Annotated in this window: 17 protein-coding genes; 4 read left to right on the top strand and 13 right to left on the bottom strand. The window is 71.2% G+C overall.

Features of this window, described 5'->3' with window-relative positions:
* Positions 1-78: 78 nt before the first annotated feature.
* From ITJ40_RS04265 to ITJ40_RS04245, 5 genes are all read right to left on the bottom strand, one after another.
* On the bottom strand, positions 79-1206 hold the full coding sequence (locus ITJ40_RS04265; RefSeq protein ID WP_194665897.1) for a sugar-binding protein: 1128 nt from the start codon (positions 1204-1206) through the stop codon (positions 79-81).
* Positions 1207-1282: 76 nt separating this feature from the next.
* Entirely contained in the window at positions 1283-2800 is a 1518-nt protein-coding gene (gene araA / locus ITJ40_RS04260; RefSeq protein WP_194665896.1) for an L-arabinose isomerase, read from the bottom strand.
* Positions 2797-3507, bottom strand: coding sequence for an L-ribulose-5-phosphate 4-epimerase (locus tag ITJ40_RS04255; protein ID WP_194665895.1), 711 nt, complete (start codon positions 3505-3507; stop codon positions 2797-2799). Before ITJ40_RS04255 ends, araA begins: the two co-directional genes overlap by 4 nt.
* On the bottom strand, positions 3504-5207 hold the full coding sequence (gene araB, locus ITJ40_RS04250; protein WP_194665894.1) for a ribulokinase: 1704 nt from the start codon (positions 5205-5207) through the stop codon (positions 3504-3506). Before araB ends, ITJ40_RS04255 begins: the two co-directional genes overlap by 4 nt.
* Positions 5208-5386: 179 nt before the next feature.
* Positions 5387-6409, bottom strand: a complete 1023-nt coding sequence (locus ITJ40_RS04245) for a LacI family DNA-binding transcriptional regulator (protein ID WP_194665893.1) — start codon at positions 6407-6409, stop codon at positions 5387-5389.
* A gap of 176 nt (positions 6410-6585) precedes the next feature.
* On the opposite strand from ITJ40_RS04245, the gene ITJ40_RS17400 reads away from it, so the two are divergent.
* Positions 6586-7335: an RNase H family protein gene (locus ITJ40_RS17400; RefSeq protein WP_194665892.1), complete on the top strand. Its 750-nt coding sequence runs from the start codon at positions 6586-6588 to the stop codon at positions 7333-7335.
* 40 nt (positions 7336-7375) lie between these two features.
* Here the strand turns inward: ITJ40_RS17400 and ITJ40_RS04235 are convergent, their stop codons facing one another.
* Positions 7376-8548 carry a cystathionine gamma-synthase gene (locus ITJ40_RS04235; protein ID WP_194665891.1) on the bottom strand — a complete coding sequence of 391 codons (1173 nt, stop codon included), beginning with the start codon at positions 8546-8548 and terminating at the stop codon, positions 7376-7378.
* Positions 8549-8598: 50 nt separating this feature from the next.
* Positions 8599-9963, bottom strand: coding sequence for a cystathionine beta-synthase (locus ITJ40_RS04230; protein WP_194665890.1), 1365 nt, complete (start codon positions 9961-9963; stop codon positions 8599-8601).
* A gap of 169 nt (positions 9964-10132) precedes the next feature.
* Here ITJ40_RS04230 and ITJ40_RS04225 point away from each other — a divergent pair, with 169 nt between their 5' ends.
* Together ITJ40_RS04225 and ITJ40_RS04220 are read left to right on the top strand one after the other, a co-directional pair.
* Positions 10133-10876: a DUF3105 domain-containing protein gene (locus tag ITJ40_RS04225; RefSeq protein ID WP_194665889.1), complete on the top strand. Its 744-nt coding sequence runs from the start codon at positions 10133-10135 to the stop codon at positions 10874-10876.
* A gap of 2 nt (positions 10877-10878) precedes the next feature.
* Positions 10879-11646: a DUF305 domain-containing protein gene (locus tag ITJ40_RS04220; protein ID WP_194665888.1), complete on the top strand. Its 768-nt coding sequence runs from the start codon at positions 10879-10881 to the stop codon at positions 11644-11646.
* Positions 11647-11659: 13 nt separating this feature from the next.
* Here the strand turns inward: ITJ40_RS04220 and ITJ40_RS04215 are convergent, their stop codons facing one another.
* The 4 genes from ITJ40_RS04215 to ITJ40_RS04200 form a co-directional block, all read right to left on the bottom strand.
* Positions 11660-13540, bottom strand: coding sequence for an ABC transporter ATP-binding protein (locus tag ITJ40_RS04215; RefSeq protein ID WP_194666943.1), 1881 nt, complete (start codon positions 13538-13540; stop codon positions 11660-11662).
* Positions 13541-13661: 121 nt separating this feature from the next.
* A complete protein-coding gene (locus ITJ40_RS04210) occupies positions 13662-14651 on the bottom strand; it encodes a carbohydrate ABC transporter permease (protein WP_194665887.1) in 990 nt (329 codons plus the stop codon).
* Positions 14648-15619 (bottom strand): carbohydrate ABC transporter permease, encoded by a 972-nt coding sequence (locus tag ITJ40_RS04205; RefSeq protein ID WP_194665886.1) that lies wholly within the window; start codon positions 15617-15619, stop codon positions 14648-14650. Before ITJ40_RS04205 ends, ITJ40_RS04210 begins: the two co-directional genes overlap by 4 nt.
* Before the next feature lie 139 nt (positions 15620-15758).
* Entirely contained in the window at positions 15759-17123 is a 1365-nt protein-coding gene (locus ITJ40_RS04200; RefSeq protein WP_194665885.1) for an ABC transporter substrate-binding protein, read from the bottom strand.
* Positions 17124-17433: 310 nt separating this feature from the next.
* Here ITJ40_RS04200 and ITJ40_RS04195 point away from each other — a divergent pair, with 310 nt between their 5' ends.
* Positions 17434-18453, top strand: a complete 1020-nt coding sequence (locus ITJ40_RS04195; protein ID WP_194665884.1) for a LacI family DNA-binding transcriptional regulator — start codon at positions 17434-17436, stop codon at positions 18451-18453.
* A 42-nt stretch (positions 18454-18495) separates the two neighbouring features.
* On the opposite strand, the gene ITJ40_RS04190 is transcribed toward ITJ40_RS04195, so the two are convergent.
* Both ITJ40_RS04190 and ITJ40_RS04185 read right to left on the bottom strand, forming a co-directional pair.
* A complete protein-coding gene (locus tag ITJ40_RS04190; protein WP_194665883.1) occupies positions 18496-19728 on the bottom strand; it encodes an MFS transporter in 1233 nt (410 codons plus the stop codon).
* Between the two features lie 97 nt (positions 19729-19825).
* Positions 19826-20272 (bottom strand): MarR family transcriptional regulator, encoded by a 447-nt coding sequence (locus ITJ40_RS04185; protein ID WP_194665882.1) that lies wholly within the window; start codon positions 20270-20272, stop codon positions 19826-19828.
* Positions 20273-20331: the final 59 nt, after the last annotated feature.

Here is a 20331-nt window from a genome sequence, read left to right as displayed (position 1 = left end):
TGCCCCCCCGCCCCGGTGCTGTGGCCGGCCGACGCGAGCGTCGGCCGGCCGGTGCGCCGCCGGGGCGGCGCGGAAGGGCTACTCGCCCTTGTCGATCTCGTCCTGCGTGTAGTAGCCGCTGTCCACGATGACCTCGACGAGGTTGTCCTTCGTCACGGTCACGGGGGCGAACTGCTTGGTCGGGACGTCCTTCACCTTGTTGTTGTAGGTGTCGGGCGCGTCCGGGGTGCCGCCGGTGAGCAGGTCGTCGACCATCGTGACGGCCTCCTTGCCGAGCAGGCGCGTGTCCTTGAAGATCGTCGAGTACTGGACGCCGTCGAGGATGAGCTTGTCGGACGCCTTCTCGCCGTCCTGGCCCGTGATGATCGGCATGGCGCTGCTGGGGACGCCGGCCGAGGTCAGGGCCTGGATGATGCCGCGCGACAGGCCGTCGTACGGCGAGAGGACGCCGTCCGGCTTGGCGCCGCCGGGGTACGAGCCGGAGAGCAGGTTCTCCATGCGGGCCTGGGCGCCCTCCTGCTTCCACTGCTGGATCGCGACCTGGCTGAAGTCCGACTGGCCGGAGCCGATCGTGATCTGCCCGGACTCGAGGAACGGCTTCAGGACGCTCATCGCGCCGTCGTAGAAGAACTGCGCGTTGTTGTCGTCCGGGCTGCCGGCGAAGATCTCGATGGTCTTCTTCTCGGTGCTGCCGGTGGCCTTGCCGTCGGCGTCCACGAGGCCCATGCCCTGCAGGAGCGAGTTGCCCTGCAGCACGCCGACCTGCTGGTTGTCGAACGTCGTGTAGTAGTCGACGTCCGCGGTGCCGTTGATGAGGCGGTCGTACGCGATGACCTTGACGCCGTCGTCGGCCGCGGTCTTGAGGACCTGGGTCAGCGCGGTGCCGTCGATCGACGCGACGATGAGCGCCTTGGCGCCCTTGTTGAGCATGGTCTCGATCTGCGAGATCTGGTCCTGCACCTTGTCGTTCGCGTACTGCAGGTCGACCTTGTAGCCGAGCTTGGTGAGCTGGTCGTTGACGTTGTTGCCGTCGTCGACCCAGCGCTCGCTCGTCTTGGTGGGCATGGCGACGCCGACGAGGGCGCCCTTGTTGTCCTCGGTGCCGCCGGCGCTGCCGCCGCGGCCTCCGCTGCCGCCGGAGCAGGCGGCGAGGGAGAGGGCGATGCTCGTGGCGGCGATGCCGACGAGGACCTTCTTCATCTTCACGGTCGTGTCCTTTCGTACTGCTGCTGTGAGGCGCTCGCCCGGCTTCTGCGCCGGATGCGCACCCCTGGTGTGGGTGTTACAGGCCCTGGGCCAGGCGGTGGTACGCCTGGTTCCAGCGGACTTCCTTGGTGAAACCCTTGAGGGTCGTGTCCTCGTCGATGACGAGGAGCTCGGTGCGCGCGATCTCGGCGAAGTCCTCGAAGACCTCGACGCCGATCTGCGTGCTCATGACCGTGTGGTGGGCGGCCCCGGCCGTGAGCCAGGCCGCTGCGCTCGTCGCGAGGTCCGGCGCGGGCTTCCACACGGCGCGGGCGACGGGCAGGTTCGGGAGCGGCTCGTCGAGCGGGACGACCTCCACCACGTTCGCGACGATGCGGAAGCGGTCGCGCATGTCCGACATGGCGACGACGACCGCGGGGCCGGGATCGGTGTCGAAGACGAGGCGCACGGGATCCTCGCGCCCGCCGATGCCGAGCGGGTGGATCTCGAGGCTCGGTCGGCCGGTCGTGAGCGTGGGGCAGATCTCGAGCATGTGCGCGCCCAGGATCTTCTCCTCGCCGGGGACGAGGTGGTACGTGTAGTCCTCCATGAGGCTCGCGCCCCCGGGGAGGCCGGCGCCCATGACCTTCGCCGCGCGGATCAGCACCGCCGTCTTCCAGTCGCCCTCGGCGCCGAAACCGTAGCCCTCGGCCATGAGCCGCTGGACGGCGAGGCCGGGGAGCTGGCGGAGGCCGCCGAGGTCCTCGAAGCTCGTGGTGAAGGCGCCGAAGCCGCCCTCCTCGAGGAAGGAGCGCAGGCCGACCTCGATGGCCGCGCCGTAGCGGAGCGACTCGTGGCGCTCGCCTCCACGCTGCAGCTCGGGCTGGATGTCGTAGAGGGCCTCGTACTCGTCGACCAGCGCGTCGATCTCGGCGTCGGTCGCCGCGTCCACGCGCTCGACGAGGTCGTTGACGCCCCAGGTGTTGACCGAGACGCCGAACTTGAGCTCGGCCTCCGTCTTGTCGCCCTCGGTGACGGCGACGTTGCGCATGTTGTCGCCGAAGCGGGCGACCTTGAGCTCGTGCACGGCGGCCCAGCCGGCGGCGGCGCGCATCCAGGTGCCGATGCTCTCGCGGACCGACGCGGTGCTCACGTGGCCGACGACCGTCTTGCGGACCACGCCGAGGCGCGACTGGATGTAGCCGAACTCCCGGTCGCCGTGCGCGGCCTGGTTGAGGTTCATGAAGTCCATGTCGATGCTGCTCCACGGCAGCGCGACGTTGGCCTGCGTGTGCAGGTGCAGGAAGGGCTTCTGCAGGGCGTCGAGGCCCTGGATCCACATCTTGGCGGGGCTGAACGTGTGCATCCACGCGATGAGGCCGATGGTGCGGTCGCTCGCGTTGGCCTCGAGGGCCATGCGGCGGATGCTGTCGGAGTCCTTGAGGACGGGCTTCCAGACGACGCGCACGGGGATGTCCGACGCCTCCTCGAGCTGCCGGGCGATCTCCTGCGACTGCTCGGCGACCTGCTGGAGCGTCTCCTCGCCGTAGAGGTTCTGGCTGCCGGTGAGGAACCAGACCTCGTAGTGGTCGAGGGAGGTGGTGATGCGGCTCACTTCAGGGCTCCTTGGGGTGCTTGTCCGTAGACGTTCTGGTAGCGGTCGAACAGGGAGTCGACGGCGTCGGCGGGCAGGGGCGCAGGCGTGCCGAGCTGGCGGGAGATGTGCACCGTGCGCGCCACGTCCTCGACCATGACGGCCGCCTTCACGGCGTCCTTCGCGTCCTTGCCGATGGTGAAGGGCCCGTGACCGGCCATCAGGACGGCGCGCGAGCGGTGCCCGGTGAGCGTCTCGACGATGCCGCGGCCGATCGAGTCGTCGCCGATGATCGCGAACGGGCCGACGGGGATCTCCCCGCCGAACTCGTCGGCCATCGCCGTGATGACGCACGGGATGGGCTCGCGCCGGGCCGCCCACGCCACCGCGTAGGTGGAGTGCGTGTGGACCACGCCGCCCACCTCGGGCATGTTGCGGTAGACGTACGCGTGCGCCGCGGTGTCGCTGGAGGGGGCGTTGCGCGAGCCGGGGGTGTCCGGGATCACGTTGCCGTCGAGGTCGCAGAGGATCATGTTCTCGGGGCTCAGGTCGTCGTAGGCGACGCCCGAGGGCTTGATGACGAACAGGTCGGCGCCGGGGACGCGGCCGGAGACGTTGCCGCCGGTCCAGACCACGAGGCCGTAGCGCACGAGCTCGCCGTGCAGGCGGGAGACCTCGGAGCGGACGCGGGCGACCGCGACCTCGATCTCGGGTGCGTAGGTGCTCACGCGCGGGCCTCCCTCTTCAGCGACTTGAGGCGCTTCATGACGTCGTTGGCGCCGCGGCCGAAGTGGTCGTGCAGCGTGGAGTACTCCTCGTAGAGGCGGTCGTAGGCGAGCGCGCGCTCCTCGCTCGGCTGGTACCTGCCGCGCTCGACCTTGCCCATCGCGTCGCCCGCGACGCGGACGTCCGGGTAGGCGCCCGCGGCGACCGCGGCGTGGATGGCGGATCCGAGGGCCGGGCCCTGCTCGCTCGTGATGACCGAGATGGGCAGCCGGAGGATGTCGCTGTAGGCCTGCATGAGGAACGCGTTCTTCAGCAGGCCGCCGGCGACGATGAACTCGGTGACGGGGACGCCGGACGCGGCGAAGGTCTCGACGATCTTGCGGGTGCCGAACGCGGTGGCCTCGAGCAGCGCCCGGTAGACCTCCTCGGTGCGCGTGGTGAGCGTGGTGCCGATGACGAGGCCGGACAGCTCGTGGTCGACGAGCACCGAGCGGTTGCCGGAGTGCCAGTCGAGCGCGACGAGGCCGTGTCCGCCGACGGGCTGGTCGGCCGCGAGGTCGGTGAGGTGCTGGTGCACGCTCTTCCCGGCGGCCTGGGCCTCCTCGGCGTAGCGCGCGGGCACCTGGTTCTTGACGTACCAGGCGAAGATGTCGCCGACGCCGGATTGGCCGGCCTCGTAGCCGTAGAGCCCGGAGACGATGCCGCCGTCGACGACGCCGCACATGCCGGGGACCTCGGTGAGAACGTCGCTGTTCATGACGTGGCACGTGCTCGTGCCCATGATCGCGACCATCTGGCCGGGCTCGACGGCGCGGGCGACGGGGGCGGTGACGTGCGCGTCGACGTTGCCGACCGCGACGGCGATGCCCTCCGGCAGCCCCGTCCAGGCGGCGGCCTCCGCGGAGAGCGTGCCGGCGGCGGATCCGAGCTGGCCGATCTCGTGCGCGACCTTGTCCTCGGCGAACGAGGCGAAGTCGGGGTTGAGCGCGCCGAGGAAGTCGCGGGTCGGGTACTCGCCGTCCTGGAGGATGCCCTTGTACCCGGCGGTGCAGGCGTTCCGGACGTAGCTGCCGGTGAGCTGCCAGACGATCCAGTCGGCCGCCTCGACCCAGTGCTCCATGAGGCCGTACAGCTCCGGGTCCTCCTCGAGGAGCTGGAGGCCCTTGGCGAACTCCCACTCGCTCGAGATGAGTCCGCCGTAGCGGGCCAGCCACTTCTCGCCCCGCTCCTCGGCCAGCGCGTTGATGCGGTCGGCGTGCGACTGCGCCGCGTGGTGCTTCCAGAGCTTGACGTAGGCGTGCGGGCGGTCGGCGTATCCGTCGACCTCGTTGAGCGGGGTGCCGTCGGCGAGCGTGGGGACCATGGTGCACGCGGTGAAGTCGGTGCCGATGCCGATGACGCGGGCGGGGTCGATGCCGGCCTCGCGGATGGCGGCGGGGACGGCCTGCTTGAGCACGTCGACGTAGTCGCTCGGGACCTGCAGGGCCCACTCGGGCGGCAGCTGCGCGCCGGTCGCGGCGAGCGTGTCGTCCATGACCGCGTGCGGGTAGTCGAGGACGCCGGAGCCGAGCTCGACGCCGTCCGAGACGCGCACCACGACGGCACGGCCGGAGAGGGTGCCGTAGTCGACCCCGATGACGTAGCTCTCGGCCTCCGGGCCGGGCTGTGCCTCGGCTGCGGTGCTCACGGGGGCGCTGGGCACGGGATCGACTCCTTCGTCTGGTGCATGGCGATCCGGGAAGACCGCCCGCCGATGTGAACGGTCACATCAGCGGATGTCACTCTACACACGCGCGGGATCGACCTGTCAACCCGAGAGGCCCCGCCCCCTCGGAATGGGGTGTCGGCGGCTGGGGAGGGCCGGGCCGGCAGCCGCCCGCGTCAGTACGAGGGCGGCCCGGTGGACGCGCGGACGACCAGCTCCGGCATGATCGTGCCCCGGTACCGGTCCCCCGTGTCGCCCATGCCGTCGAGCAGCAGCGCGACGCAGCGGCGGCCGACCTCGGCGAAGTCCTGGCGGACGGTCGTCAGCGGCGGCCAGAAGTGCGCGGCCTCGGGGATGTCGTCGAAGCCGACGATGCTGACGTCGCCCGGGACGTCGAGCCCCGCGTCGCGGACGGCGTGGATGAGGCCGAGGGCCATCTGGTCGTTGCTGGAGAAGATCGCCGTGAAGTCGCGCAGTCGCAGCATCTCGCGGCCCGCGTAGAACCCGAACTCGGCCGTCCAGTCGCCGAGGATGGGCGCGGTCGTGGGCGCCTCGGCCGCCGACATCGCGTCGAGGAAGCCGCGCATCCGCGCCTCCGCCTCGATCCAGTCCTGCGGGCCGGCGAGGTGGTAGATGTCGCGGTGGCCGAGGTCGAGCAGGTGCCGCGTGGCGAGGCGCGCGCCCGCGATCTGGTCGACCGAGAGGTCGTGCGCGTCGCCGAGGCCGTCGCTCTGCATCGTCACGTAGGGGACGTCGAGCGACATGCTCGCGATCACCTCGCGCACGCGCACCTGCGGCGCCACGACCACGAGGCCCTCCACGGCCTGGTCGACGAGGTGGCCGAGCGCGACCTGGATCGCGGCCTCGTCGGAGGACGGCAGGTTCGTGGTCGTGACCAGGTACCCGGCCTCGCGGGCGGCCGACTCGATGGCCGCGATGGAGGACGCCGGACCGTACTGGGAGCTCTGGGCCGTGAGCACGCCGATGGTGCGCGAGCGGCTGGTGACGAGGGCGCGGGCCGCGCGGTTGGGCCGGTACTGCACCTGCTCCATCACGTCGAGGACGCGCTGCCGCGTCTCCGCGCGGAGCGAGGGCGAGTCGTTGATCACGCGCGAGACCGTCTGGTGCGAGACACCGGCGAGGCGTGCGACGTCGCGGATGCTGGGCGCCCTGCCGCGCGGCGTCTCCGTCGTCATCATCGACCCCGTCTCCGTCCGGGCGTCCGCCCGGCCGCGCCTCCTGGCGCAGGTGTCACATTGTCACATGTGACTGTCACATGCCGCACGGCGACCGATCCCGCGCGACCGGGAGGTCCGGCGCCGCCGGTCGGGCGGCTGCGGCAGACTGGTCGTCCACCCGACGAGAGGCACCACCTGTGACGATCACCGCCGCGGCAGACGGATCCGCGCTCGGCAACCCCGGACCCGCCGGCTGGGCCTGGTACGTCGACGACGAGCACTGGGCCGCGGGCGGGTGGGCGCATGCGACCAACAACCAGGGCGAGCTCAAGGCCGTGCTCGAGCTGTTCCGCGCGACCGCGCACCTCGACGACGACCTGCTCGTGCTGTGCGACAGCCAGTACGTCATCAACTCGGTCACCAAGTGGATGCCCGGGTGGAAGCGCAAGGGCTGGCGCAAGGGCGACGGCAAGCCGGTGCTGAACGTGGAGCTGCTCAAGGAGATCGACGCCGAGATCCAGGGCCGCCGCTACCGCTTCGAGTGGGTCAAGGGGCACGCGAACCACCCGCTCAACGAGGCGGCGGACGTGCGGGCGCGCGCGGTGGCCACCGCGTTCCAGGGACGCAGCGCGATCCCCGCCGGCCCCGGCTGGGCGGGTCGCGATGTCGACGAGGACACCACCGAGGCGTCGGAGTCGGCGGCGGTGGAGGCCGATGCCGAGCTGGCAGCCGATCCCGTGGTCGCCGCCTCGGAGGAGCTCGAGGCCGAGGCCCCCGCGCAGCCGGGCCTGTTCGACTTCGACGCGTTCGACGAGGAGATCGCGCCCGAGCCCGGCGACACCACGCTCACGATCGCGCTCGACCGGGACACGATGGCTCGGCTCAGCGCCCACGCGCGCGAGCGCGGCGTGAGCGTCGACGAGGCCGTGCGCGAGCTGCTGCCCTGAGTGCCGCGCGACCCCGCCGGCGCGGCGGGGTCGACCGCGCCTAGTGCTTGCCCTGCTTGAGCGCCTTGCCGAGCGCGCGCTCGAGGTCGACGACGAGGTCCTCGACGGCCTCGATGCCGACCGAGAGGCGCACCAGGTCGTCCGGCACCTCGAGCGGCGTGCCCTTGACGGACGCGTGCGTCATCTCGGCCGGGTAGCTGATGAGCGACTCGACGCCGCCCAGCGACTCCGCGAGCTGGAAGACGCGCGTGCCCTCGACCACGCGCCGCGCGGCCTTCGCGCCCCCGCGGACCTGGAACGAGATCATGCCGCCGAAGCCGGTCATCTGCGCCTTGGCGATGTCGTGGCCGGGGTGGTCCGGCAGGCCCGGGTAGTGCACGGCCGTGACGTCGGGGTGCTGCTGCAGGAACGCGGCGATCTCCTCGGCGTTCGCGGAGTGGCGCTCCATGCGGACGGCGAGGGTCTTGATCCCGCGCGTGGTGAGCCAGGCGTCCATGGGGCCGGAGACCGCGCCGATCGCGAACTGGAGGAAGCCGACCTTCTCGGCCAGCGCGTCGTCGTCGAGGATGACGGCGCCGCCGAGCACGTCGGAGTGCCCGCCCAGGTACTTGGTGGTCGAGTGCACGACCACGTCGGCGCCGAGCGTCAGCGGCTGCTGCAGGTAGGGCGACGCGAACGTGTTGTCGACGACGACCGTGGCGCCCGCCGCGTGGCCGAGGTCGGCGAGCGCGCGGATGTCGCTGATCTTCATCAGCGGGTTGCTCGGCGTCTCGACCCAGAGGACCTTCGCCGGGCCGGATCCGAGCACCCGCTCGACCGCGGCAAGGTCGCTCATGTCGACCGTCTCGACGACGATGCCCCAGTCGCCGAGCACGCGCGTGAGGAGGCGGTACGTGCCGCCGTACACGTCGTCGCTCAGGACGATGCGGTCGCCGGGGCGCGTGATCGCGCGCAGCAGCGTGTCCTCGGCCGCGAGCCCCGACGCGAACGAGAAGGCGTGCTTCCCCTTCTCGAGCGACGCGAGCAGCTCCTGCAGGCCGGTGCGCGTGGGGTTGGCGCTCCGCGCGTACTCGTAGCCCTCGCGGAGCCCGCCGATCCCGTCCTGCACGAAGGTGCTCGTGAGGTACAGCGGCGGGATGACCGCTCCCGTCGTCGGGTCCGGGTCCTGGCCGGCGTGGATCGCGCGGGTGTCGAAGTCGTGCTTGTCGCTCACGGGGAATCGTCTCTCTGGGTCGGGGGATGCGCGCGGGCCGGGCCGGCGGATCAGTCGGTGAGGTAGGTGAGGAGGTCGTGCCGCGTGAGCACCCCGACGGGCTTGCCGCCGTCGCTCACCATGAGCGCGTCGGCGGACCCGAGCGCGCTCCACGCGTCGGGCACGGTCTCGTTCACGCCGATGAGGCCGAACGCGGCGCCCGCGAACGGGCCGACCTGGTCGGACAGCTGGGCGCGCCCGCTGAACACGAGCTCGAGCAGGCTGCGCTCGTCGACCGCGCCGGCGACCTCGCCCATGACGACGGGCGGCTCGGCCGTGAGGACGGGCAGCTGCGAGACGTCGTACTCGGTCATGATGCGGATCGCGTCGCGGATGGTGTCGTTCGGGTGCGCGTGGACGAGGTCGGGCAGGCTGCCGGTCTTGGCGCTCATCACGTCGGCGACCGTGCGCTGGCCGCTCACGCGGGCGAAGCCGTAGGACTGCATCCACTTCTCGTTGAAGATCTTGCCGAGGTAGCCGCGGCCGCCGTCGGGCAGCAGGATCACCATCACGTCGTCGGGGCCGAGGTGCTTCGCGGCCTTGAGCGCGGAGACGACGGCCATGCCGCTGGATCCCCCGACGAGCAGGCCCTCCTCGCGCGCGAGCCGCAGCGTCATGTCGAACGACTCCTGGTCGCTGGAGGCGATGACCTCGTCGACCACGTCGGGGTCGTAGGCGGCCGGCCAGAAGTCCTCGCCGACGCCCTCGACGAGGTAGGGGCGGCCGGAGCCGCCCGAATAGACGGAGCCCTCGGGGTCGGCGCCGACGATGCGCACGCGCCCCTCCGACACCTCCTTGAGGTACCGGCCGACGCCGCTGATGGTGCCGCCGGTGCCGACGCCCGCGACGAAGTGCGTGATCTCCCCCTCGGTGTCGCGCCAGATCTCGGGACCCGTTGTCTCGTAGTGGCTGAGCGGCCCGTTGGGGTTCGAGTACTGGTCGGGCTTGAAGGCGCCGGGGATCTCGCGCGCGAGCCGGTCGCTCACGGAGTAGTAGGAGTCGGGGTGGTCGGGCGCCACGGAGGTGGGCGTGACCACGATCTCGGCGCCGTACGCCGTGAGCACGTTGCGCTTGTCCTCGCCGACCTTGTCGGGCAGCACGAAGACGCAGCGGTAGCCGCGCTGCTGCGCGACGAGCGCGAGGCCCACGCCGGTGTTGCCCGATGTGGGCTCGACGATGGTGCCGCCGGGCTGCAGCTTCCCGTCGCGCTCGGCCGCGTCGATGATGCGCGTCGCGATGCGGTCCTTCGCGCTCCCGCCGGGGTTCAGGTACTCGACCTTCACCAGCACGGTCGCCGAGATCCCCTCGACCACCTTGTTGAGCTTCACGAGCGGGGTGTTCCCGATCAGGTCGAGGATCGTGTCGGCGTACTTCACGTGAGGTGGCGCTCCCGGCTTCGAGGTGCGCGGGCCGGTGGGCCCGCCCGTCCAGTGTAGGCGCGTGCCCTCGCCGTGTTACGGGGCGGTCCGGCCCCGCGCGGGCAGGGTGCGCCCAGCCCGACCCGGTACCCTGGCCGCACATTCCCCCAGCAGAGAAGGACCCTCCGTGGCGCGACGCGACGACACCACGCCCTCCGGCGACGAGAGCGGGCGCCCCGTCCCGCCGACCGCCAAGCAGGCCCAGAAGGACCTCACGGTCAAGCAGCAGCGCGAGGCCCGCCGCGCCGAGAAGGTGGCGGCCCTCAAGAAGCAGCAGGACCGCGCCCGCCGCAACCGCCTCATCGGCATCATCACGGGATCCGTGGCCGCCGTCGCGGTCGTCGCGGTCGTGATCGGCGTGGTCGTCTCGAGCGGGACGCCGAAGCAGGATCCGAATGACATCAGCATCGAGGGCCTCCGCACCTGGGACTCGTTGCCCAGCACGCATGTGCAGACCCCGGTCGACTACGCCGGGCTGTACGACGGCATGAGCCCGCCCGCCGGTGGCGAGCACAACCCCATGTGGCTCAACTGCGGCATCTACGACCAGCCGCAGCCGAACGAGAACGCGGTGCACGACCTCGAGCACGGCGCCGTGTGGATCACCTACGACGCCGCGAAGATCACCGGTGACGACCTGTCGAAGCTCCAGAAGTACGCCGAGTCGTTCGGCGGCTACGTCACGATGTCGCCGTACGACGGCCTCGACACCCCGATCGCGCTGTCCGCGTGGGGCGCGCAGGTCAAGGTCGACACGATCGACGACCAGCGCATCAAGGACTTCATGGCCAAGTACTGGAAGAGCCCCAACGCCCCCGAGGCCGGTGCCGCGTGCACCGGCGCCCTCGAGGGCGAGGGCCGGGTCGGCTGACCGTGACCGACCGCGATAGCGACGCGTCCGACCCGCGTCCCGACGGCGACCCCGTCGTCGACCACGTGCCGGACGACGACATCCGCGAGGAGGAGCTCGAGGGCCTCGTCGCGCACGGCGAGGCCACCCGCGCTCGCGGCCGACGGGTCCGCATCGGCCTGGCCGCGGGCATCGTCGCGGTGGCCCTCGTGGTCGCCGGACTGCTCGTGGGCCGCGTCACCGCGCCCGTCTCGGCGCTCACGCCCAGCACCAACAGCGCGGAGGCGGGCTTCTCCCGCGACATGCAGGTGCACCACGAGCAGGCCGTGCAGATGTCGCTCATGATCATCGACCGCACGGACGACCCCGAGGTCAAGCTCATCGCGCAGGACATCGCGCAGGCGCAGGCCCAGCAGGCCGGTCAGATGTACGCGTTCCTCACCTCGTGGGGCCTCGACCAGGCGCCGTCCCAGCCGCGCATGACCTGGATGACGCTGCCGACGCTCGACGGGAAGACCGACCACTCCTCCATGGACATGACTCCGGGCGCGACGATGCCCGGCCTCGCGTCGCAGGCCGACCTCGACGAGCTGCAGGGCCTCACGGGCGTGGCGGCGGAGCGGAAGTTCCTCACGCTGATGATCGCCCACCACCGCGGCGGCGTCGAGATGGCGCAGGGCCTGCTCGACCGCTCGCGGAACCCCCTGGTCACCGACCTCGCCAACGGCATGGTCATGATCCAGGACAAGGAGATCCTCTACATGCAGCAGCTGCTCGACGCCCGGTCCTGAGCCGCGGCGCGGATCAGGCCGCCGCGGTGCGCTGGTCGCTGTAGAGCCGCGCGTACTCGCCGCGTCGGGCCAGCAGCTCGGCGTGCGTGCCCTGCTCGACGATGCGGCCGGCGACGACCACGAAGATCACGTCGGCGTCCACCACGGTCGAGAGCCGGTGCGCGATCGCGATGGTCGTGCGGCCGCGCGACGCCGTGTCGAGCGCCTGCTGCACGACGCGCTCCGAGATCGCGTCGAGCGCGCTCGTGGCCTCGTCGAGGATCAGCACCGCCGGGTCCTTCAGCAGCACGCGCGCGATGGCGATGCGCTGCTTCTCACCGCCGGAGAGCCGGTAGCCGCGCTCCCCCACGAGGGTCTCGTAGCCGTCGGGGAACGACTCGATGGTCTCGTGGATGTTCGCGGCGCGCGCCGCCCGCTCGATCTGCTCCTGCGTGGCGCCGGGGCGCGCGTAGCGGAGGTTCTCCCCGATGGTGGCGTGGAAGAGGTACGTCTCCTGGCTGACGATTCCGATGTTCTCCAGCAGCGACTCCTGCGCGAGGTCGCGCACGTCCTCGCCCGAGAACAGCACGCGGCCGCCGGTGACGTCGTGGAAGCGCGGGATGAGGTACGACACCGTGGTCTTGCCCGCGCCCGAGGGGCCGACGAAGGCGGCGAACTGGCCCGGCTCGATCGCGAAGGACATGCCGTCGAGGGTCGGCCGTTCGCCGGCGCGCGTGTCGGGGTAGGAGAAGCGCACGTCGTCGAACGCGACGCGGCCGAGGGCGGGGCCCTGGGCCACCTGGCGGGCGTCGTGCCGGTCGCGGATCGCGGGCTCGAGGTCGAGGTACTCGAAGATGCGGGCGAACAGGGCACCGGAGGTCTGGAGGTCGAGGGCCACGCGCATCAGGCCGATGAGGGGCCACATGAGCCGCGCCTGCACGGTCGTGAACGCCACGATGGTGCCCGCCGTGACGCTGACGCCGCCGGTGATGAGGAAGCCCGCGACCACGTAGACGATGGCCGGGATGATCGACAGGAAGATCTGCACGAGCGCGAAGAACCACTGCCCGCTCATCTGCTGGCTCACCTGCAGCCGGATCTGGTTGCGGTTCTCGGCCTCGTAGCGCTCGGTCTCCGCGGCCTGCCGGTTGAAGCTCTTCGACAGGAGGATGCCGGAGACGGAGAGCGTCTCCTGCGTGATCGCGGTCATGTCCGACAGCGACTCCTGCGTCTTCGAGGCGATCCGCGCGCGCACCTGGCCGACGCGCCGCTGCGCGACCACCAGCACGGGCATCAGCACGACGGCCACGAGGGTCAGCTGCCAGTTGAGCACGAGCATCGCGACGAGCGCCGCGATCACGGTCACGGTGTTGCCGAGCACGCTCGAGACCGTGTTGGTGAGGACGGCCGCGACGCCGCCCACGTCGTTCTGGAGGCGCGACTGGATCACGCCCGTCTTCGTGCGCGTGAAGAAGCCGAGCTCCATGCTCTGCAGGTGGCGGAACAGGTCGACCCGCATGGATCCCATGACCCGGTTGCCGACCGTGGCGGTGAGGTAGGTCTGCCAGACGCCGAGGCCCGCGCCCGCGACCCAGATGGCGATCATGATCCCGACGAGCTCGACGAGCACCGGGATGTCCGGGCCGCCCGTCGGCGGGAAGAGCCCGCGGTCGAAGGCCTGCTGCGTGAGCAGCGGCGGCACCACCGTGAGGCCCGCGCCGACCAGCACGAGCGCGATCGTGAGGGCCAGCGCCCGGCGGTGCGGGCGGAACAGCTCCGCTATCCGGCCCAGCAGGTCCTCGACCCGCGGCGCCTCGGCGTTGGCCTTGCGCTGCGCCTCGGCGTCGGCCGCGCTCACCCGCCCGCGGCGTCCGCCGCCTCCGCGCATCCCGCCGCCCGCGGCGATGTCGCCCATCCTCGTCATTCCGGCGATTTTACGCCCGTGGGGGATCTCTCCCGACCACATCGCCGCCGGCAGGACGACGGCCCGGCCGCCCGCGCGAGCGGACGACCGGGCCGGGTGGCACGCGCGCCGGTCAGCCCTTCGTGGATCCGGCCAGGAGCCCGCGCACGAAGTACCGCTGGAGGCTGAAGAACACGATCAGCGGCACCACGAGCGAGACGAACGCGGCGGCCGTGAGCCGCTGCCAGTCCTGCCCGCGCGTTCCCGTCAGCTCCGCGAGGCGCTGCGTGAGCGGCGCCACGTCGGGCGTGCCGCCGGAGAAGATCAGCGCCACCAGCAGGTCGTTCCAGACCCAGAGGAACTGGAAGATCGCGAACGACGCGATGGCGGGGAGCGCCAGCGGCAGCACGATGCGGAAGAACACCTGGCCGTGGCTCGCGCCGTCGACCCGGGCCGCCTCGATGACCTCGCCCGGGATCTCCGAGATGAAGTTGTGCAGCAGGAAGATCGCGAGCGGCAGCGCGAAGATCGTGTGCGCCACCCACACCGGCAGGTATCCCTGCTCGGGGATGAGCGGGATCACGCCGTGCACGGCCTCCTGCAGCGGACGGAGCGTCCGCGTGAACATCTGCAGCAGCGGGATGAGGGCCATCTGCAGCGGCACGATCTGCAGCGCGAAGATCAGCACGAACAGGAAGTTCGAGCCCTTGAACTTGATCCACGCGAACGCGTACGCCGCCATCGACGCGATGACGAGCGGGAACAGCGTCGCCGGGATCGCGATGGCGAGCGAGTTCACGAAGTACGAGCCCAGCTGCGGCGACGACTGCGAGGTGGAGAGCAGCACGTCCTGGTAGTTGTCGAGCGTGAAGCCCGGGTTCTGGAAGATCGTCCACCAGCCCGTGGTCTGGATGAGGCCGGCCGGGCGGAACGACGAGACGAACAGGCCGAAGGTCGGCAGCGTCCAGAGCACCGCGATGATCAGGGCGGCCGCCGTGGCGCGACGCGACGTGAGCCGGTTCTTGACGCGGCGGCTCTTCGCCCCGACGGTGGCGGCCTGCTCGATGGTGCCGCGACGGGTCCCGCGGTCGGCGACGGGCAGGTCGGCGGGTGCGACGCTCATCGGATCTCCCTCTGCTTGCTCATGACGCGGACGTTGTAGATGACGATCGGCAGCACCATGAGGAACAGCACGATCGCGAGCGCCGAGCCGCGGCCCTGCTCGCCGGCGCGGAACGCCTGCGTGTACATCTCGTTGGCGATGACGCTGGTGTCGAAGTTGCCCGCGGTCATGGTGCGGACGATGTCGAACACCTTGAGGGTCGCGATGGAGATGGTCGTGACCACCACGACGAGCGAGCCGCGGATCCCAGGGAGGGTCACGTTGAGGAACCGCTCCCACGCGTTCGTCCCGTCGAGCTGCGCGGCCTCGATCTGCTCGGTCGGCACGCCCTTGATGCTCGCGGACAGGACGACCATGGCGAAGCCGGTCTGGATCCAGATCATCACGATGATGAGCAGCGCCGTGCTGATGGGCGACGTCTGCAGCCACTGCACGGGCTGCTGGCCCAGCCAGACGAGGATCTGGTTGAGCAGGCCGATCTGGGCGCTGTCGCCCGACTTGTAGTCGTAGACGAAGCGCCAGATGATGCCGGCGCCGACGAACGAGATGGCCATCGGCATGAAGACGAGGGCCTTGAAGTACTTCTCGCCGCGCGACTTGTCGATGAAGACGGCGTAGGCGAGGCCGATGGCCGTCGACAGCAGCGGCACGAAGATCACCCAGATGACCGTGTTGAGCAGCGTGCGGAGCGCGGACGGCTGGGTGAACATCCAGACGAAGTTGTCGAACCCGGCCCACTCCCCCGAGTTGTCGCGGAAGGCGAGCAGCGTGGTGCGGAACGCCGGGTAGATGAGGCCGACGGCCAGCAGGATCAGCGCGGGGAGGACGAACGCGCCGAGCTGCACCCAGTCCTTGCCGCGCTTCGGCGCCTTGTCGATGAGGAAGAGGATCAGCCCGATCACCACGGCGAAGACGGCGAGCGCCACCACCACCTGGAGGATCTTGCCGATCAGATCAGCGGTCGTCATGGACGTGTCGCCCTTCGGGTCGGGATGGAGGGAGGGAGGCGGGGCCGCCGCGCGTGCGCGACGGCCCCGCCGGATCCCGCGTGCGTGCGGGGGACGGTGCCGGCCCGGTCAGGGCCGGCGGTGGATCAGCCTGCGTCGATCAGGACGCGGGCCAGCTCGACTCGATGGCGTCGACCGTCTTCTGGGTCGAGTCGCCGCTCAGCCAGCCGACGATCCCCTTCCAGAAGGAGTCGGTGCCGACCGCGCCGGGCATGAGGTCCGATCCGTCGAAGCGGAACGTCGCGTTCGGGTCCTGGAGGATCCGGATGCTCTGCTTGAGGATGTCGCTCGAGGCGTTCGCGGGGTCGAGCCCCTTGTTCGCGCTGATGACGCCGCCCAGCTTCACGCGGTTGTTCGCCCAGGTGTCGCTCGAGAGGTAGGAGAGCACCGCGGTGATCTCGTCGCTCGACTTGAAGGCGCCGACGAGCTCGCCGCCGCCGGTGACGGTCGTCGCGTCGCCCTCGTTGGTGGGCGGCAGGAGGAACGCGTAGACGTCGCCGTCCGGCGAGACCTTGGCGTCGGTGCCGTCGGCCTTCTTCCAGAAGCCCTCGTAGAACGAGGCCTGGTGGTGCAGCGAGCACTTGCCGTCGAGGATCGGGAGGCCGGCGTCGCCGAACTCCGTGGAGATGATCGACGAGACGTCGCCGAGGCCGCCGTTGACGTAGTCGGGGTTCTTGATGATGTCGCCGACGCCGTCGAACGCCTTCACGATGGCGGGGTCGTTGAAGGGGATCTGGTGGGTGACCCACTTGTCGTAGGTCTCGGCGCCGGACTGGCGGATCACGAAGCTCTCGACCCAGTCGGTGCCCGGCCAGCCGGTGGCGTCGCCGGAGCCGATGCCGACGCACCAGGGCTTGTGGTCGCCCTCGGCCGCGATCTTCTGGGTGAGGTCCATGAGCTGCGCGGTGGACTTCGGGATCTCGTATCCCTTGGCCTTGAACTCCGCCGGCGAGTACCAGACGTAGCCCTTGACGCTCGCCATGAGGGGCGCGCCGTAGAAGGTGCCGTCGACCGTGCCGTAGCCCTTCCAGTCGGTGGACCAGTTCTTGTCGACGTTCTCCTCGACGGCGGCGGGCGCCGGCTGCAGGTAGCCCTTCGTGGCGAGCACGTTGAACAGGCCCGGCTGCGGGATGATGCCGATGTCGGGGGCCGACTGGCCCTCCGCGAGGACCGCGATCTGCGCCTCGAACTCCTTGGTGCCCTGGTAGTTCACGGTGATGCCCGTGCAGCTCTCGAAGTCCTTCCAGGACTCGACGAGCCGATCGGCCTCGTCGTCCTGGATGGTGCCGCCGATGCTGACCTCGGGGCTCCCCTCGAACGTCCCGTACGACGAGTACGGCGAGCAGTCGGTGTCCGCGGCGTCCTCGGCCGCGATGTCGCCCGTGCAGCCCGTGAGCGCGAGGCCGGCGATGCCGACCGCTGCGAGGGGTGCCGCGAAGCGACGTCGGAATAGGGCGTGGCCCATGTGCGTCTCCTCTTCATCGAGGGATGCGGGGTGACCCGCCGTCCCGTGGTGCGCGCGACGGTTGGTGAGGCGCCGTCGCCGAAAACCTTCTCCCGCGTCGGGAACCGGTTCCACAGGTCAACGTAGGGGAGCTCGCAGGTCACGGCAAGGTGGATCCGATAACGAAACGGTCTACTTCTCGGCGCCGGCAGGTGCGGGCCCGCCGCGGATGGTCCATCATCGGACTCGGCCCCCGCACGACCTGGAACCGCTTCCAGTCCGCGCGCGACCGGCGCGACGAGGCGCCGCGGGTCCCGATGGAGGGAGCGCGATGAGCGCCATCGCCGACGTCGCCCGGCTGGCCGGGGTCTCCAAGGCCACCGCGTCGCGCGCGCTCAGCGGCCGCGGCTACGTCTCCCCCGCCACGCGCACCCGGGTGTCCGAGGCCGCAGCCGAGATCGGGTACGTCGTCTCCTCGAACGCGTCGAGCCTCGTGACCGGCCAGTCGAAGAACGTGGGCGTCGTCATGCCCTTCCTCAACCGCTGGTTCTTCGCGGAGCTGCTCGAGGGGATCGAGGAGGCGCTCATCGAGGCGGACTACGACCTCACGCTCTACCGCCTCACCGCGGATCCCGAGCAGCGCCGGAAGGTCTTCGAGTACTTCCTCGTGCGCAAGCGCGTGGACGCGGTCATCGCGGTGAGCGTCGCGCTCACGCCCGCGGAGGTCGTGCGACTGCGCGCGCTCGACAAGCCGCTCGTCGGGATCGGCGGGCCGGTCGAGGGCATGAGCACCCTGAGCATCGACGACGAGGCCGCGGCGCGCCTGGCCACCGAGCACCTCCTGAGCCTCGGGCACGCGCGCGTCGTGCACCTGGGCGGCGACCTGCACGCGCAGATGGCGTTCTTCGTGCACGCGAAGCGGCTCGCGGGCTACCGGGCGGCGATGGACGCGGATCCGCGCGGGCTCGAGGCGCGGTTCGCCACGGCGGAGTTCACCATCGACGGCGGGTTCCGCTCCGGCATGGCGCTGCTCGCCGATCCCCGGACCCGGCCGACGGCGGTCTTCGCGGCCTCCGACGAGATCGCCATCGGGACGATCCTCGCGGCCCGGCAGCTGGGCATCGCCGTGCCCGCCGAGCTCTCGGTCGCCGGGATCGACGGGCATGCGCTCGCGCCGCTGTTCGGGCTCACGACGGTGGAGCAGCATCCGCGGGTGCAGGGGCGGGCCGCCGTGGGCATGGTGCTCGAGGGGCTCGCACCTGCGGGCGCGGCGGAGCGCACCGTGACGTTCCCCGTCGACTTCGCGGCGCGCGCGAGCACCACCGCGCCCCCGGCCCCGCCTGCGCCGTGAGGGCGGGCGGGAACGGGGCGGACGGGAGGCGCTCGGCGGGCGTCAGGCGTCGCCCGCGGTGACCGCCTGCGCCTCCTCGAGGGCGTCGACCGGCTCGGCGTCGACGCGACGCAGCCAGCGGTGGCCGGCCACCACGATCACGAGGGCGACGAGCACCGATCCGGCCGCGGCGTAGTAGGGCGTCGCGGCGGAGAAGAGGTCCGCGAGCTCGGTCGCCGCGGGCGGCGCGATGGCGCCGCCGAGGAACCGGACCGACGAGTACGCGGACGAGGCGACGCTGCGCGGGTGGTCCGTCGCCTCCATCACGCACTCGGTGAGGACCGTGTTGAGGACCCCGAGCAGGAGCCCGCCGACGATCACGCACACCACCAGCCCGACCGGGGAGCGGACCACGAGGCCGGCGGCCGCGAGGTCCACCGCGAGGAGCGGGAGCACGAGCCGGAGCACCGACGTGCGCGCCATGCGCCTCGTGAGGAGCGGCGCCACGAGCACCGAGGTGATCGCGAGCCCCACTCCCCAGCCGAAGAAGGTGAGGCCGAGGCCGATGGCGTCGAAGCCCAGCGGGAACGGCGTGTAGGCGAGCAGCACGAAGAAGCCGATGTTGTAGAACAGCGCGGCGGCGGCGAGCACCGCGAGGGCCGGGGTGCGGAGCGCGCGCAGCGGCGCGGACAGGCGCATGGGCGCGCGCGGCGCGGTGTCCTTCCCGAGGAGGGCGAGGATCGCGACGAAGCCGACCGCCATCAGGGTCGCGGTGCCGAAGAACGGGCCGCGCCAGCTCCAGGTGCCGAGGAGGCCGCCGAGGAGCGGACCGACCGCGATGCCGAGGCCGAGCGCCGCCTCGTAGAGCATGATCGCGGACGCGGTGCCGCCGGACGCGGATCCGACGATGGTGGCGAGCGCGGTCGAGATGAAGAGCGCGTTGCCGAGGCCCCAGCCGGCGCGGAAGCCGATGACCTGCTCCACGTCCTGGGAGAGGCCGGCCGCGGCCGCGAAGACCACGATGATCGCGAGGCCGATGAGCAGGGTGCGCTTGGCGCCGATGCGGCTGGAGATCCAGCTGGTGATGAGCATGGCGAGCCCGGTGACGAGCAGGTAGCTCGTGAACAGGAGCTCGGTCTCGGTGGCGGTCGCGTCGAGGCTCGAGGCGATGGCAGGGAGGATCGGGTCGACGAGCCCGATGCCCATGAACGCGATGACGCAGGCGAAGGCGACGGCGAAGACGGAGCGGGGCTGGCGGAAGATGTCGCGGAACGACGCGTGCTGCTGGGTGGACACGGGTGCGGTGTCGCCTCCTGGGATCGGTGCGGATGGGGGATGCGCGGGCGGGCCGCGGCAGGTGGCCGGTGGCAGGTGGCCGGTGGCCGGTGGCCGGTCAGTCGCCGGCCGGCGCGTCGACGCGCGCCATGATGAGCTCGACCGCTCGGGCGAGCGCGGCCACGTCGTCGGCCGGCAGGTCGGCGAAGCGCGGCACGAGGGCGGTGGCGAGGCGATCCCGCCAGTCGGCGAGGGCGGCCTCCCCCGCGGTCGTGATCTCGAGGAGCGTCGCGCGGGCGTCGGACGGGTCCGTCACCTGCGCGATCCACCCCCGGGCCACGAGCGCGCGCACGATCTTGGTCGTCGTGGGCTGCGCGACGCGGCTCCGCTCGGCGAGCACGCCGAGGCGCATCCCGCCGGGCCAGCTGACGAGCACGGAGAGCGTGCGCCAGACGGCGGGCGAGCTGGCGCCGCCGACCTCGTGCGCGGCCAGGCGCGTGAGGCGGTGGCCGGCGGTGACGAGGTCGCCGAGGACGGCGCGCAGGTCGGGCTCGGTCGTGGTCACGCATCAACCATATAGCCGAGCTATGCGAATGTCGAGCCGAGGGGACGGACCGGTCGGGA

Source organism: Clavibacter sp. VKM Ac-2872 (genome assembly GCF_015351105.1).
Taxonomy (GTDB): Bacteria; Actinomycetota; Actinomycetes; order Actinomycetales; family Microbacteriaceae; genus Clavibacter.
Note: the sequence above shows the minus strand (reverse complement) of the source record. Positions and strands in the feature narration are given on the sequence as shown.

Bases quoted from the DNA above. Each gene is read 5' to 3' on its own strand.
- ITJ40_RS04245 (WP_194665893.1), bottom strand. From the start codon at position 6,409: ATGATGACGACGGAGACGCCGCGCGGCAGGGCGCCCAGCATCCGCGAC.
- ITJ40_RS04215 (WP_194666943.1), bottom strand. From the start codon at position 13,540: ATGGGCGACATCGCCGCGGGCGGCGGGATGCGCGGAGGCGGCGGACGC.
- ITJ40_RS04210 (WP_194665887.1), bottom strand. From the start codon at position 14,651: ATGAGCGTCGCACCCGCCGACCTGCCCGTCGCCGACCGCGGGACCCGT.
- ITJ40_RS04205 (WP_194665886.1), bottom strand. From the start codon at position 15,619: ATGACGACCGCTGATCTGATCGGCAAGATCCTCCAGGTGGTGGTGGCG.
- ITJ40_RS04200 (WP_194665885.1), bottom strand. From the start codon at position 17,123: ATGGGCCACGCCCTATTCCGACGTCGCTTCGCGGCACCCCTCGCAGCG.
- ITJ40_RS04195 (WP_194665884.1), top strand. From the start codon at position 17,434: ATGAGCGCCATCGCCGACGTCGCCCGGCTGGCCGGGGTCTCCAAGGCC.